Source organism: Algoriphagus sanaruensis (genome assembly GCF_001593605.1).
Classification (GTDB): Bacteria; Bacteroidota; Bacteroidia; order Cytophagales; family Cyclobacteriaceae; genus Algoriphagus; species Algoriphagus sanaruensis.
This window is the reverse complement of the sequence record NZ_CP012836.1, coordinates 397,466-412,761: the sequence shown is the minus strand read 5'-3', so window position 1 is coordinate 412,761 and position 15,296 is coordinate 397,466. Positions and strand designations below refer to the sequence as shown.

9 protein-coding genes are annotated in these 15,296 nt (G+C 40.0%); 6 read left to right on the top strand and 3 right to left on the bottom strand.

Annotated elements, in window-relative coordinates:
• Positions 1-89: 89 nt before the first annotated feature.
• Both rluF and AO498_RS01855 read right to left on the bottom strand, forming a co-directional pair.
• Entirely contained in the window at positions 90-818 is a 729-nt protein-coding gene (gene rluF / locus AO498_RS01860) for a 23S rRNA pseudouridine(2604) synthase RluF (protein ID WP_067542965.1), read from the bottom strand.
• 71 nt (positions 819-889) lie between these two features.
• Complete coding sequence (locus tag AO498_RS01855) at positions 890-2,197, bottom strand: M23 family metallopeptidase (protein ID WP_067542962.1); 1,308 nt, start codon at positions 2,195-2,197, stop codon at positions 890-892.
• Between the two features lie 294 nt (positions 2,198-2,491).
• On the opposite strand from AO498_RS01855, the gene aspS reads away from it, so the two are divergent.
• Positions 2,492-4,246, top strand: a complete 1,755-nt coding sequence (gene aspS, locus AO498_RS01850) for an aspartate--tRNA ligase (protein WP_067542959.1) — start codon at positions 2,492-2,494, stop codon at positions 4,244-4,246.
• Between the two features lie 22 nt (positions 4,247-4,268).
• Here aspS and AO498_RS01845 read toward each other — a convergent pair whose 3' ends face one another.
• Positions 4,269-4,955, bottom strand: coding sequence for a lysoplasmalogenase (locus AO498_RS01845; RefSeq protein WP_067542956.1), 687 nt, complete (start codon positions 4,953-4,955; stop codon positions 4,269-4,271).
• Between the two features lie 347 nt (positions 4,956-5,302).
• Here AO498_RS01845 and AO498_RS01840 point away from each other — a divergent pair, with 347 nt between their 5' ends.
• From AO498_RS01840 to AO498_RS01820, 5 genes are all read left to right on the top strand, one after another.
• A complete protein-coding gene (locus AO498_RS01840; RefSeq protein WP_067542953.1) occupies positions 5,303-8,632 on the top strand; it encodes a TonB-dependent receptor in 3,330 nt (1,109 codons plus the stop codon).
• A 251-nt stretch (positions 8,633-8,883) separates the two neighbouring features.
• On the top strand, positions 8,884-9,687 hold the full coding sequence (locus AO498_RS01835) for an alpha/beta fold hydrolase (RefSeq protein WP_067542950.1): 804 nt from the start codon (positions 8,884-8,886) through the stop codon (positions 9,685-9,687).
• The gene (locus AO498_RS01830) at positions 9,684-10,769 is read left to right on the top strand and encodes an efflux RND transporter periplasmic adaptor subunit (RefSeq protein ID WP_067542947.1); all 1,086 of its coding nucleotides are present in this window, start codon (positions 9,684-9,686) and stop codon (positions 10,767-10,769) included. The genes AO498_RS01835 and AO498_RS01830 overlap by 4 nt, the downstream gene beginning before the upstream one ends.
• Positions 10,770-10,773: 4 nt before the next feature.
• Positions 10,774-13,836, top strand: a complete 3,063-nt coding sequence (locus tag AO498_RS01825) for an efflux RND transporter permease subunit (RefSeq protein WP_067542945.1) — start codon at positions 10,774-10,776, stop codon at positions 13,834-13,836.
• Positions 13,836-15,176, top strand: a complete 1,341-nt coding sequence (locus tag AO498_RS01820; protein ID WP_067542942.1) for a TolC family protein — start codon at positions 13,836-13,838, stop codon at positions 15,174-15,176. The genes AO498_RS01825 and AO498_RS01820 overlap by 1 nt, the downstream gene beginning before the upstream one ends.
• The last annotated feature ends 120 nt before the right edge of the window (positions 15,177-15,296 follow it).

Here is a 15,296-nt window from a genome sequence, read left to right as displayed (position 1 = left end):
TTGATGGATTAGTTTAAGTACAAAAGGCCTCTTATTCAAGAGGCCTTTTGTTTTCTTTACGGGTATATTTCCAATTTTTTAAGACTGGTTCAAATGGTTTTGCTACTATCTTGAATTGATTCATTTAAAACTGCGAGTTCCTTTTCTGTCAAATCCCTCCATTTGCCGACTGGTAGGTCGAGATGAATATTCATGATTCGAATTCGTTTCAGTTGCTTCACATTGTAGCCCAAATATTCACACATTCGCCTAATCTGTCGATTTAAACCTTGTGTCAAAATGATTTTAAATTTGAATCGGTTTAAGCGCTCTACCTTACAAGGGTTAGTAATGGTTCCAAGAATTGGGATACCTGAGCTCATCCTTTGGATGAATCCTTCCGTTATTGGCCGGTCTACTGTAACCACATATTCTTTTTCGTGGTTGTTTTTTGATCGTAGAATTTTATTAACAATATCCCCTTCACTCGTGAGAAGGATCAGACCTTCACTTTCTTTGTCCAATCTCCCGATTGGGAAAATCCGGTCTTTATGGCCGATATAATCAATAATGTTATCCTTCTCTCCTTTAGTATCGGTAGTGGATACGATTCCAACTGGCTTGTTGAATGCAATGTAAACATGGTTTTGTTTGGGCTTTCCTACTAGTTTTCCATCTACCCGAACTTCATCCCTAGGAAATACTTTTGTTCCTAATTCTGGGATTTTTCCATTGATGGTAATTCGATTTTGTTCGAGAAGTATGTCAGCAGCTCTTCGTGAGCAAAACCCAACTTCGCTCAAGTATTTGTTAATTCGAATTGAATTTTCTTCTGCCATAAAAACTAAGAAAGGTGGATTTTAAGTCGTTGCCTACTTGATCCACCTTTTAAACTAGGATTGAACTAAATTTATTCCGAAATGTCTGTCTTGATCATTTCGAGATTTTTTTCTGACGATTTGGAGTTCGGATTTAGCTGAGCAAGTAGTTTCATAGCTTTATCCTTTTTGGCTTGGAATGCCAATTTGTTTGCAGCAGAAATAGGTTCGGATGGTGGGATTTTTTCCTTCAACCAATCCTCTTGCTTTCCATTTTTCCAAAATCTAAAACAAAGGTGCGGTCCTGTCGCTAATCCAGTACTTCCAACATATCCAATAACTTGACCTTGCTTAATTCGGGTTCCAGGTTTTATCCCTTTTCCGATTTTTGACATGTGCAGATATTGAGTGGTGTAGGTTCCGTTGTGTTTGATTTTCACATAATTCCCATTTGCTGAAGTGTATTTCGCTTCGACCACTGTTCCATCTCCCACCGATCTAATTTCAGTTCCTGTTGGAGCGGCATAGTCTGTGCCCAAATGCGCTTTATATCGTTTTTGGACAGGATGGAATCGTTTTAAGTTATATCTAGAACTGATCCTCGTGTATTTAAGAGGATCTCTAAGAAATGCTTTTTTGAAACTATTCCCATTTTGATCAAAAAATGAAACTTGACCATTTTGTTCAAAAGGAATGGCGTGAAGAGGTTCTCCCTTATGCTCGAAATAGGCAAGTTGAATTCCCGAAACCCCTACCACTTGGTCTTCAATCAACTTTTCTTCAAATATCACTTTGTATAAATCGCCTTTTTGTAAGCTTTGAAAGTCAACAGACCATCCATATAAATCGGCAAACTCATCAATGATTTCGGGCGAAATACCCTGGTCAACCATTGCCTGATAAAGTGAACTGGTTATGATTCCTGAAGCTTCTTTTTTTCGAAAAATTGCAGGCTTTTCTGCTTTATAAATTTCTAACGAGTCTAAGTCGAACACGACAAATTCAGCAGGATTTGGTTCGTAAATGAAAAATTGAGCCTTTGAGGTATTGGATTCGGTGAGAATAGTAAACTTCTTGTTTGCAGCTATGCCTCGCACATCAAATACTTCCTTGGATTTTTTAGCTATCTGATCTATGATGCCATAAGGGACATTGAATGGGGAAAGAATTGTAGCAAGGGTTTCATTTTTATTCACCTTTCCTTCCACAATTGTGAAATCGGTTACATTAATACCGTATAGATAGACCTCTTTTTTTTCTTCAATCTGAGTAGAATCAGAATCAGGTTTTTCTTCCGAAAATGTGGAAAATGAAAACCCATTGTTGGTATTAATTTGGAAAAGCAAGGTGGCCGCCAAGCTTAGTATTAAAGCAGCGATACCAATCCATTTCTTTTTCATTGAGGCTATATTTTTAATCGAGTGAAAATCAGTTCAAACAAGCAAATTCGGCCCGTTTTTGCAAGTTTGAGAGCATTAAAGCACGAATTTCAGGCCAATTTTGGCAAGATTGAAGGAATTGGATCGGCTCGAAAGAAAATAGGTTGATTTTGAAGTTTTTAATTTTTAACCATTTCTTCGAAAGATTTTTCATGAATTTCCCCTTCTTGCTATGAATCTTTAAATGATTGATGGATTACTCTGATCCAAATATTTATCTTTGACCTCCCTAATTCTAAGGTAAACCATTAAGCAATGTTGAGAAGCCATACATGCGGCGAACTTCGCCTTGATCATGTAAATCAAGAAGTAACTTTAGCTGGCTGGGTTCAGCGAGTAAGAAATAAAGGAGGGTTGATTTGGGTCGACCTTCGAGATCGATATGGAGTTACCCAATTGATTTTTGAGGAAGGAAGTACCGACAAAAGCTTGTTGGATAAGGCAGCTCAATTAGGTCGGGAGTTTGTGATTCAAGCCCAAGGCGTAGTTATTGAGCGGACTTCAAAGAACGACAAAATGCCTACAGGGGCAATTGAAATTAAAGTTTCAAGCCTGGAAGTCCTCAACGCTGCCAAAGTCCCTCCATTTATTATTGAGGATGAAACAGATGGGGGAGATGAGCTAAGAATGAAATATCGCTATCTCGATCTTCGGAGAAATGTGGTTCGTGAAAAACTCCAATTGCGTCATCGCATGATGCAGGAAACAAGGAGATACATGGATGGACAAAACTTCATCGAGGTAGAAACTCCTGTGTTAATCAAGTCTACTCCCGAAGGTGCCCGTGATTTTGTTGTGCCAAGTCGGGTAAATCCGGGAGAATTTTATGCACTCCCACAATCTCCTCAGACATTTAAGCAATTATTGATGGTCAGTGGTTTTGACCGATATTTTCAGATTGTAAAATGTTTCCGAGATGAAGATTTAAGAGCTGATAGACAGCCTGAGTTTACTCAGATTGACTGTGAAATGGCCTTTGTTTCTCAAGAGGACATTTTAAATACGTTTGAAGGATTGGTGAAACATTTGTTTTCATCTGTCAAGGGGATTGATTTGGGCCAGGTAGATCACATGACCTTTGCTGATGCCATGAGATTTTATGGCAACGATAAACCTGATTTAAGATTTGATATGAAATTTGTCGAACTTAATGAGGTAGCCCAAGGCAAGGGTTTTTCAATTTTTGATCAGGCTGAGCTAGTCGTTGGGATCTGTGCAAAAGGAGCCGCTGAGTATACTAGAAAACAAATCGATGAGCTTACTGATTGGGTTAAAAGGCCTCAGATCGGTGCTAAAGGGCTTGTTTACATTCGATTTAATGCTGATGGGACTTTAAAGTCAAGTGTAGATAAATTCTATTCCCCGGAAGATTTGCAACAAATAGCAAATAAATTCAGTGCAGCACCTGGTGACTTGATGCTTATACTTAGTGGCGATGCTAAATCAGTCCGCAAACAACTTTCTGAACTTCGACTCAAAATGGGCGAAGATCTCGGACTTCGTGATCGGAATGTATTCAAACCACTTTGGGTAGTGGACTTCCCATTACTCGAATGGGATGATGAATCCCAGCGATTCCATGCCATGCATCATCCATTTACCTCTCCAAAGCGTGAGGATATTGCACTTTTGGATACTGATCCAGGGGCTGTACGAGCAAATGCGTATGATTTGGTGATTAATGGGGTAGAAGTGGGAGGAGGATCTATCCGAATCCATGATCGAGCTACTCAGCAGCTCATGTTTAAACACCTTGGATTCACGGACGAGGAAGCACAAAAGCAATTCGGGTTTCTAATGGAGGCTTTTGAATATGGAGCTCCTCCTCACGGAGGAATTGCATTTGGCTTTGATCGACTTTGTGCCATCTTCGGAGGTTCTGATTCAATCCGAGATTACATCGCTTTCCCAAAAAACAACTCTGGTAGGGATGTGATGATTGATTCTCCAAGTACAATTTCAGAGGATCAACTTCAAGAACTTTCGATCCAAGTAGCATTGAGAAAATAAAATTAGGGCCTCGGCCCTTTTTTTATTTCTGCGCAATCAGATAGGAACGAATTCCCATCACGATCAATAGCTGGGCAGTTGCATAAGTGCCCATTATTAAAATTCCGGCTTCAGCAAAGTCATGGTAAAATTTACTGATGGCGATGATTCCATCCGAAATAAAAAATAAACTAGCGCCAATCATTACTTGCCAAAAGGAACTAGGATTACACTTTTTGAAGCGATCTCTCGCAGTAGCTACCATCCCGACAATAACGAGAATGTATGCGATAACTGGGATTTTTAGGCTGCCAAGCCCGGGATTTATAAAATAAAAAACTAGGGAAGCTCCGAGGTAGATAGGGAGATTGTAGAAAAAGGATTTGATAAAATCAGGTTTTCGAAATTGATCTGAATTTTGAGCAAGTCTAAATCCGATGATATAGCAAATATGGGCGATAAGAAAAGATCCTAAGCCATAGACAAAAAGCTTTGGCCAAAGAAGCAGGATGTCTCCAAGCCATGAAAAAATCAAAGCTCCAAGTATCGATTTTGTAAGGATGGTGGAGGAGATTGTTCTGGAAATTCTAAAAAAGTAAAGGATTAGACCCAAAAGAATCAGCGGTTTTGAAAAAAACCGATTAAAATTTTCCCCTGAAATCATAAACGTAAGGTCGGCGATAGTTGCTGCCAAAAACACATAAAGCCAGATAATATTTCGATCTCTCAAGCCAAATTAAATTTTGAATTAGTTAAACAAACTAAATTAATATATGTAATAATGGTTTAATAACGGAAACAGATATGGAAATTTTGATTTTTTACGTTTTCTCCAAATCGTCCAAATATTACCTCATTTTAGTTACAATTTCAGCGAATTTTTTATTTGAGGGGTTAAAAAAGTGTTGATTTCGAATTTATTACGCTAAAAATGTTTGAGTCAGCATGTTAAGCTTTCGTTAAAAATTGTGAAATTTGCAGTGCAAAATTTAACGAAAACTACCAAGCTGTACTGGTAGTGTACCTTACCTTTGCAGGGATTTTAAATCAAAACCAACTTTACCAAAACAAAAAATTATGAGGCAAAATTTACGATTCATTATCGGTTGCTTTGTGGTCCTTTTCTTAGGATTGGGATTTGCTGAAGCACAGGTAACCACTAGCTCCATGCAAGGTGTGGTGGTTGACAGTAAGGGTGAGACCTTACCTGGTGCAAACGTAGTTGCTGTGCACGAACCATCTGGCACACGATACGGAGCAGTAACCAATTTAGAAGGACGTTTTAACCTTCCAAACTTGAGAATCGGTGGTCCTTACACCGTTCAAGTAAGTTTCATCGGTTATGCGACTCAGTCTTACAGCGGAATTATCCTAAGATTGGGTGAACCTTATGGTATTAACGTGACCTTAAGAGATGACAGTACTGAATTGAATGAGGTGGTAATCACAGGAAATAAATCCTCTGAATTTGACTCAAACCGTACAGGTACTGCTACAAACGTTAACAATCAGCAGCTTTCTAACTTACCTCAAATCAACCGAAGTGTAACTGAATTCACTCGATTGACTCCTCAGGCTAGTGGTAATTCATTTGCTGGTAGAGATGCTCGTTACAACAACTTCCAAGTTGATGGTGCAAACTTTAACAACGGATTTGGATTGAGCAGCAACCCACTTCCAGGTGGAAATTCTCAGCCAATCTCTTTGGATGCAATCGAAGAAATTTCTGTAAACATTGCTCCATTTGATGTAACCCAGTCTGGCTTTACAGGTGCTGGTATCAACGCAGTAACGAGATCTGGTACAAATACCTTCAAAGGTTCTGCCTACTACTTTTTGAAAAATCAGGATCTTCAGGGTAAGAAAATTGGAGATAATGAATTGCAGCCAGTGGATGCAGCTACTAAAAACTTTGGTTTTAGACTTGGTGGTCCAATCATTAAGAACAAATTGTTCTTCTTCGCAAACGTAGAAAGAGAAGAAAATACAGGTGGAAACGCATCTGGGGTGAACCTTTGGAGACCTTCTACCAACGGTATCGCCGATCCTGAAAACAATATCGCTCGAACTACAGTCTCAGATCTTGAGGCAGTAAGAAATCACTTGATCAATGTTTGGGGATATGACCCAGGCAGATACGAAGGATATGCAAGTGAAGCACTTGATTACAGCACCAAAGTATTGGGTAGAATTGACTGGAATATCAATAGCAAGCATAAACTTGCAGTCCGTTACAACCAAGTAGTTGGTATCTCCAATCAATTGGCTAACGGTTCTTCTGGACCTAGACCAAGATCTAGCACAAACCGAGTTTCTCAAAACTCCATCACGTTTGAAAATGGAAACTATGGTTTCGAAAACTCAGTTCGCTCAGTTACAGCTGAATTGAACAGCTACTTCTCAAATACTGTTTCTAACCAGTTTTTGGCTACTTATTCTAGAATCAGAGATAGAAGAACAACTCCTAGTGATCAAATTTTCCCATTCGTAGACATTTGGGATGGAGATCCAAACGGAAACAACTACATGAGTTTTGGTACTGAATTGTTCTCTTACAACAATGAAGTAATCAACGATAACTATTCATTCATTAACAACTTGACTTACATCAAAGGCAAGCACACCTTCACTGCTGGTGCTGCTTTTGAAATCCAAAAATTTGGTAACTCCTTCGTTCGTGCTGGTACTTCCTACTACAGATATTTGTCTGTTGAAGACTTCTTGACTACTGGTACGGCTAATGAAGTTGCACCTATCATGTTTGCTTTGACTTATCCATACGAGGGTCAAGAAACATATGCTCGAGTTAACTTCGGTCTTGGTTCACTTTATTTCCAAGATAGATTCCAAGCCACTGATAAATTGGCTTTGACTTACGGTGTACGTGCTGAGTTGCCAGTTTATTTGAATAAGCTTACTCCAAATGAGTCAATCAATGACCTTACTTTCTTGGATGTAAATGGCGACCCTAAAAATTATGACTCAGGTGCATGGCCTAAGTCTCGATTGATGGTTTCTCCTCGAGTAGGTTTTAACTATGACGTAAATGGTGACCGTAGCTTGGTAATCCGAGGTGGTTCTGGAGCATTTTCTGGTCGAGTTCCTTTTGTTTGGTTGACTAACATGCCAACTGGTGCTGGTGTATTGCAGAATAACGTAGAACCAGGAAGCTATAGCCAAATCGCAAGCTGGATTGGAAACGTTACCTTCCAGCCACAAGACATTTATTACTATGTGAAGAATCCACCTGCTGGTGCAGAAAACGTATTTATCTCTAATCCTAGAGCAGGTGCTCCAAGTTCATTTGCACTAGTAGATGATGAGTTTAGAATGCCGATGGTATGGAGATCAAGCTTGGGTGCAGACTATTCAATTCCAAACACTCCACTCCTTTTGACCACTGACATCCTTTACACAAGAGATATCAATGGTGTATTCCAATATGGAGCAAACCGAGCTACTTCACCTACTAAAATGAACTATGCGGGTGATACTCGTGAGGTTGTTTTACCAGGTACTTCAGTTGCTTACAACTCTGCTTTAGGTGCTAATAACTCTCAAGTATTGACTAACACTACCTTGAAAGGGAATGCATTTAGTGCTACGGTTGGATTGTCTTTCTTGAACGTGAAAGGTTTGACTGGATCGGTATACTATACTTATTCAGCTGCTAAAGAAGTATCTGCCAACGCTGGATCTTCTGCAAGCTCTGCTTGGGGTGCATCGCCAAACATCAACAATCCAAACGATCAGAGACTGTGGACCTCAAACTTTGCAATCCCTCACCGAGTGATGGCAAACTTGAGCTACAAACTTGAGTATGGTAAGTTGGCGACCACTTTTGGTGTGTATTACAATGGTGCACATCAAGGCAGATTCTCCTACACGTATAGCAATGACTTCAATGGAGATGGTATCAATGCTGATTTGATCTTCCTTCCAGTGAATTCTTCTGAATTGAACTTTGTGGACATCCTTTCAAGCGGTAATGTAGTCTTCACTGCTCAGGAGCAAAGACAAGCGTTTGACAAGTTTGTGGCAGACAACGGTTTGGAAAAATACAGAGGTCAATACCTTCCAAGAAACGAGTTCTTGCTTCCTTGGTTGAACCGATTCGACGTAAGAATATTGCAAGACATCTTCACCAATATCGGAGAAAACAAAAATACCCTTCAGCTTTCTTTGGATATCGTGAACTTTGGAAACTTGTTGAAATCTGATTGGGGAATTCAGCAGAATCTGAACAATGGACAAAACTTGTTGACCAGATCTGGAAACGTAACTACCGCTCCAAACTTGATCATGAACAGAGTTTCTAACCAGCTTCCATTGACTCCATTCCAAAATGCATCTGGTTTTGGAACTACTTGGAGCATGCAGTTCGGTGTGAGATATATCTTCAATTAATTAGACTTAGTATCACTAAAAGGCATCCCAAAAGGATGCCTTTTTTTTTGATTTTTTTCTCATTCATCTGGATAAAATAGTTGACTAGAATGCCAAAATGGCCTTATTCTATAAATTAAAACATTGGCATCCCAGTATTTATCCATTGGTCGAAGGCATTTACCTTCAGTACGTTTTCTAATAAACTCAGCTTTTACTCCCTTAATTTTGTGGTTGGGCAACTTTTATCATAGCCCTTGGGTTAGTCTGTCATGTTGTATTATAAACAGTTTATTCATTCGGAAAGTAAAGAATGGATCGTGTTGATACACGGTGCAGGAGGTTCTTCTGCGGTATGGCATAAGCAGCTTCGTGACTTTCAGAAAGATTTTAATCTGCTTTTGATTGATCTCAGAGGCCATGGTAAATCCACAGATCTCGCTCAGAAAATTTGGAAACAGGAATACACCTTTGAGGCAGTTACTGCGGATATAATTGAGGTACTTGATCATCTTCAAATCCCCCCTGCCCACTTTATGGGAGTTTCCTTGGGGACTATTTTAGCTAGACAGCTCGCCGAAATGCAGCCTCAACGTGTCAAATCACTTGTCATGGCCGGAGCAGTTACCCGACTTACCTTTCAAAGTAGGGTATTGGTGGTTTTGGGAAATGCCACCAAAAGGATCATTCCCTACATGTGGCTGTACAAGCTTTTTGCTTTTATCATAATGCCTAGAAAACAGCATGCAGAGTCCCGAAATTTATTTATTCGAGAAGCTCAAAAACTCTGTCAAAAAGAGTTTATCCGCTGGTTTAAACTCACCAAGGACATTAATCCACTGCTTCGGTATTTTAAAGAAAAGGAACTACCGATTCCCACTTTGTACATCATGGGAGACCAAGATGTGATGTTTTTGGAGCCAGTAAAATACTTAGTCAAAAAACATAAAAATTCCTTTTTGGAAATATTAGAACGCTGTGGACATGTGGTAAATGTCGAGCAGCCTGAAAAGTTTAATACTCTCTCTCTTGCCTTTATTAAAAACCAAACTAACTCGATTTTCGCTATTCAATGAAAAAACAAACTAAAGTCATCCTCATAGTTGTGATTTTGGCCTTGGTGGCCGTCGCTTATTTTTACCCAAGGGTGAATCAAAATGCTGGTCCTGCCGGAATTCCTTCCAGTTCTGCGCCAGCAGGTGGTGGCCCTGCTCAGGAGCTGCCAGTCAATGTAATTAAGCTTAAAAAAGAAACACTCAATAATCAGCTACAAGTTACAGGTACTATTCTTCCTAATGAATCTGTAAATCTCCGGTCCGAAATATCTGGATTGGTTACCAAGATTAATTTTAAGGAAGGCCAATATGTTACTAAAGGCACACCTTTGGTTTACTTGAATGATGAGGAGCTTCAAGCACAATATCAGCGTCTTCAATACACCCAAAAATTATTTCAAACCCAAGAAAATAGACAAAAGCAATTATTGGCTAGAGAAGCGATTTCTCAGGAAGAATATGATATTGCTTTGAATCAATACAATACTGCTTTGGCTGACATCAAGTTGGTAGAAGCTCAACTTGAAAAGACAGTCGTTAGAGCTCCATTTAATGGAATTCTTGGGTTAAGATTTATCTCTGAGGGGAGTGTGATAGGAACTCAAGATGTCATCACCAGTGTGGTCAATATTGATCCCATCAAAATTGAGTTTTCAATTCCAGAGCGCTATGCTTCTCAGGTATCAGTTGGATCTCCTATCTATTTTTCAAATGAATCCTCCAAAGAAGAAGTTCAAGGAACTGTATATGCTTTCGAGCCTCAAATCGATTTAGCCACCAGAACTCTCAAATTGAGAGCACAAAGTCCTAATAAAGGTGGAAAGTTTCTTCCAGGAATGTTTGTCAAAATCCGTTTCATTCTGGAAGTGAAAGAAGATGCTTTGATGGTTCCTGCTGAGGCTGTGATTCCTGAATTGGAAGGATATAAAGTATTTATCGCGACAGCAGACGGTAAAGTTGAACAAAGACGAATTGAAATCGGAACTAGAACCGAATCTCATGTCCAGGTACTTTCTGGATTGAATGAAGGAGATCTGGTACTCACCACAGGTGTAATGCAGGCAAGACAGGGAATGTCTATCAAACCTACAATTATCAATTGATTCTATGGCCAGTCTTTCAAATGTAAGTATTAACAGGCCGGTTTTGGCCATTGTAATGTCCCTTGTGATTCTCCTTTTTGGAGGAATCGGGATTTTCCTTTTGGGGATCAGGGAGTATCCATCAGTGGATCCTCCAGTGATCAATGTCAGTACTACCTATGTGGGCGCTAACGCTGATGTCATCGAAGCCCAAATCACCGAACCTTTGGAAGAACAGATCAATGGTATCCAAGGGATTAAATCTTTGACTTCTACAAGTGCTGATGGGCGAAGCAATATCACTGTTGAATTTGAAGTTGGTGCAGACCTGGAAGCCGCTGCCAATGATGTGAGGGATAAGGTTTCTGGTGCCCAACGGAATTTACCACCTGATGCAGAGCCTCCCGTAGTCTCCAAGGCAGATGCTGATTCCCAGCCTATCGTGGCATTGAATGTGAAGTCAAATAATCGAAGTCTTTTGGAACTGTCTGATATCGCAGACAATATTTTTAAGGAAAGGCTTCAGACGATTCCAGGAGTTAGCCGAGTTCAGATTTGGGGTGAAAAGGAATATGCAATCCGACTTCGGATGGACCCCTTAAAGATGGCGTCCTATGGAATTACGCCCTTGGATGTTTTGCAGAAAGTACAAAGTGAAAACCTAGAGCTTCCTTCAGGTCGTATTGAAGGTCAAAATATTGAGCTTTCCGTTCGGACCAAAAGCCGTCTTACCTCCCCGCAGGAATTCAATGAGTTGATCATTAAAGAAGATCAAAACAACATTGTCCGATTCCAAGATATCGGAAATGCGGAACTGTCTGCATTAAATGAAAAGACTGTTTTGAAGCGTGATTTAGTTCCGATGGTCGCAGTCGTTTTGGTTCCTCTTCCTGGCTCAAACAACATTGAAATCGTCGATGAATTTTACAAACGATTAAATCAAATTGAGAAAGATCTGCCTAGTGATGTTGGAATTGAAATCGCATTTGACTCAACGGAATATATCCGAAAATCAATTGCTGAGGTTCAGGAAACGATCATTACAGCATTCATACTGGTGGTAGCCATTATATTCCTCTTTTTAAGAGATTGGCGTACTACTTTTATTCCGGTTTTGACGATACCAATTTCCTTGATCGGGGTATTTTTTATCATGTATCTCCTCGATTTCTCGATCAATGTACTCACGTTGCTGGGAATCGTACTTTCGATCGGTTTGGTGGTCGATGACGCCATTGTTGTTTTGGAGAATATTTATGCTCGAATTGAAAAAGGAGAAAAACCTTTGGAAGCAGCCCGTCAGGGTTCTGAGGAAATTTTCTTCGCAGTTATTGCGACAACAGTTGCCTTGGCGGCGGTATTCTTACCTGTAATTTTCTTAACCGGAACCACGGGTAGACTCTTCCGCGAATTTGGGATAGTAGTAGCTGGATCGGTGATCATTTCTTCATTTGTGGCCTTGACCATGACACCGATGCTAAGCTCCAAATTGCTCAAAAGAAGAGAGAAGCAAAGTGCATTTTACAATTTGACGGAGCCATTTTTCATTTGGTTGAATAAAATCTATGAAAGCGCCCTAGCGAAATTCATGAGAGCAAAATGGATTGCTTTTGTGCTTGTTTTAGCCATGGGTGCAGGAATTTATGGGTTGTTTGTTAACCTACAGACTGAATTGGTTCCGATCGAAGATCGAGGTGAATTACGAATTAACCTTACGGGTCCTGAAGGGGCAACTTTCGGCTATATGGATCGAATTGTCGATGATCTGGCCAAGGACCTCATGAATGAAATCCCTCAAGAAGAACGACTTGGGGTAACCTCTGTGACTTCGCCTGGCTTTGGTACGGCAAATACAAACTCTGCATTTATCAGACTTTACTTAAGCGATGCAGAAAATAGAACTAGACCACAGCAAGCTATTTTCAATCAGGTTAATAATAAGCTTAGAAGTGTGACCGCAGTTAGAGGATTTGCGCAGCAGCCAGTATCTATTGGTGACCGAAGAGGTGGACTTCCTGTACAATATGTTCTTCAAGCTCCTACCATTGAAAAGCTAAAAGAGGCGATTCCTCCTTTTATGGAAAAGGTGGGCCAAAGCAAGGCTTTTATCTTTTCAGATATCAACTTGAAGTTTACCAAACCTGAGCTTGAAATTGAAATCGACCGGGAGAAGGCGAGAAATATTGGCGTTTCTGTCCAGGAAATTGCCCGTACGCTGCAGCTTTCCTATTCCGGTCAGCGCTTTGCGTATTTTATCAAGAATGGCAAGCAATATCAAGTCGTAGGTGAAATGCGCCTTCAGGATAGAAATGAGCCGATTAATCTGCGAATGTTGTATGTGAGAGGTGATAATGGCCAATTGGTACAATTGGACAACTTGGTTAAAGTGAAAGAGAATAGTACTCCTCCTCAGTTGTATCGATTTAATCGATTTGTCAGTGCGACAGTTTCTGCTAACCTAGCAGAGGGGTATACTATTGGTGATGGTTTGGATGAAATGGATCGGATTGCATCAGAGGTATTGGATGATACTTATTCTACCGATGTTTCAGGACCTTCGAAAGAATTCCGTGAATCTTCAAACAGTTTGATTTTTGCTTTCATATTCGCCTTGATTTTGATTTACCTCGTTCTAGCCGCTCAGTTTGAAAGTTTTACCGATCCTTTGACGATTATGTTCACTGTTCCACTTGCTTTGTTTGGAGCCTTGGGAACTCTCTGGATGTTCGGATTTACTCTAAATATCTTCAGTCAGATCGGGATTATCATGTTGATCGGTCTTGTGACTAAAAATGGAATCCTGATCGTTGAGTTTGCAAATCAACGAAAAGCTCAAGGTATGGATGTGGAGGAAGCAATTTTTGGAGCTGCTGTAGCACGTTTCAGACCGATCCTAATGACTAGTTTGTCTACGATTCTTGGGATTTTGCCAATTGCACTTGCGCTGGGTGCTGGTGCAGAAAGCCGAGTACCAATGGGCGCAGCCGTAATTGGTGGACTTACTTTCGCGACGGTTTTGACATTATTTATTATCCCTTCTATTTATACCTACCTCACCTCTAAACAAGGTCGATTAGCAAGAATTTAATGAAAAGATTAACCATAATTCTACTAGTATTCCTTCTCGGAACAGGGAAAGGTCTTTTTGCTCAAGAAAATCTAGATCTGGAAAAAGCCATTCAACTTGGCTTGGAGAATAATCTTCAGGTAAAGATTGCTTTCGATAATGCAGAGTTGAGAGACTTGGAGAGAAAAACTGGAATGGGAGCATTACTTCCAACAGTGAACTCTACCTACTTGCGATCCTTCAGTACCGAAGATGTCACTCAGAAGTTTGTCAATGACCCTGCGCCAAGACAAATCGATAATGCAAAATCTAGAAATGAAAACTTCAATGTCGCTGGTGTCTATGGGTTCCGGACTGATGTTTTGGTCTCCATCAAAAGGCTTGGTCAATTGGCTGAAATCGGGGAGTTGGAGTCGAAAGTGGTCGTTGAGAATACCGTCGCCGGAATTTCTACTGCTTACTATCGATTGATTTTGGAACTACAGCGCTATCAAGTATTGAAGCAAACGCTTAAGTTGAGTAAAGACCGATTGGAAATTGCCAGAGCACAATATGAATTGGGAGGTGCGGGGAAAAGAGATTTTCTGACGGCCCAAGTGGACTATAATGCAGATTCCAGTCTTTTATTGACCCAAGAGCAAGTAATTCAAAATGCAAGGGTAAATCTTAATCAGCTTCTGGCGGTAGATCCAAGTACCGAGTTTCAAATTAATGATACCATTCGTGTAGATCAGATTTTGTCCTTGGGAGAGCTTGAAGACAATGCTTTCTTGGAAAATAAGCAATTACTGATTAGCCAAAGGCAAAAAAATGTCGCATTTCTTCAAATCAGAGAATTGCAGGCTCAAAGGCTCCCTGTTTTAAATCTGAATGGAACTTATGCCAATAATACACTTAATTCTGATGCTGGATTTTTGATTCAAAATCAACGTGAGGGTTTCAGCTATGGTGGAAATATTACCTTCAATTTGTTTAGTGGATTTACCTTGAGTCGACGAATTCAAAGTGCAAAAGTGAATCAACGGATTCAAGATAATGCCGTAGAACAACTTGAAATCCAATTACGGTCAGATATTCAGCGGGCATTTAATACCTATCAAAATAACCTGCGCCTATTAGAGATCGAGAAAAATAACTTTGAGGTTGCTAGCGAAAACACAGCAATTGCTCTTGAGAGATTCCGGTTGGGAATAGCTTCCTATTTGGAGTTTAGAGACGCTCAAGAAAATTTGTTGACTGCTCAAACCCGATTGATTACTTCGATTTATAATATCAAAGAACAGGAAATTGAGCTTCTGCGTCTTTCGGGGAAAATATTCTTCGAAAACCTCACGGAAGATTTTCAACCTGCTTCAAATTGATAAAAAACGGAAGTCAAATCGACTTCCGTTTTTTATTTGCTTTTTACCGAGTTGACTTTATTTTTATTTTGGCACAGGCTTTGCCAATTGCGAATTGAACTATACGGGGTTTCCCCCTTT

Excerpts from the sequence above, each read along its gene's own strand:
- aspS (WP_067542959.1), top strand. The coding sequence starts at position 2,492 with ATGTTGAGAAGCCATACATGCGGCGAACTTCGCCTTGATCATGTAAAT.
- rluF (WP_067542965.1), bottom strand. The coding sequence starts at position 818 with ATGGCAGAAGAAAATTCAATTCGAATTAACAAATACTTGAGCGAAGTT.
- AO498_RS01835 (WP_067542950.1), top strand. The coding sequence starts at position 8,884 with ATGTTGTATTATAAACAGTTTATTCATTCGGAAAGTAAAGAATGGATC.
- AO498_RS01840 (WP_067542953.1), top strand. The coding sequence starts at position 5,303 with ATGAGGCAAAATTTACGATTCATTATCGGTTGCTTTGTGGTCCTTTTC.
- AO498_RS01820 (WP_067542942.1), top strand. The coding sequence starts at position 13,836 with ATGAAAAGATTAACCATAATTCTACTAGTATTCCTTCTCGGAACAGGG.
- AO498_RS01855 (WP_067542962.1), bottom strand. The coding sequence starts at position 2,197 with ATGAAAAAGAAATGGATTGGTATCGCTGCTTTAATACTAAGCTTGGCG.
- AO498_RS01830 (WP_067542947.1), top strand. The coding sequence starts at position 9,684 with ATGAAAAAACAAACTAAAGTCATCCTCATAGTTGTGATTTTGGCCTTG.
- AO498_RS01825 (WP_067542945.1), top strand. The coding sequence starts at position 10,774 with ATGGCCAGTCTTTCAAATGTAAGTATTAACAGGCCGGTTTTGGCCATT.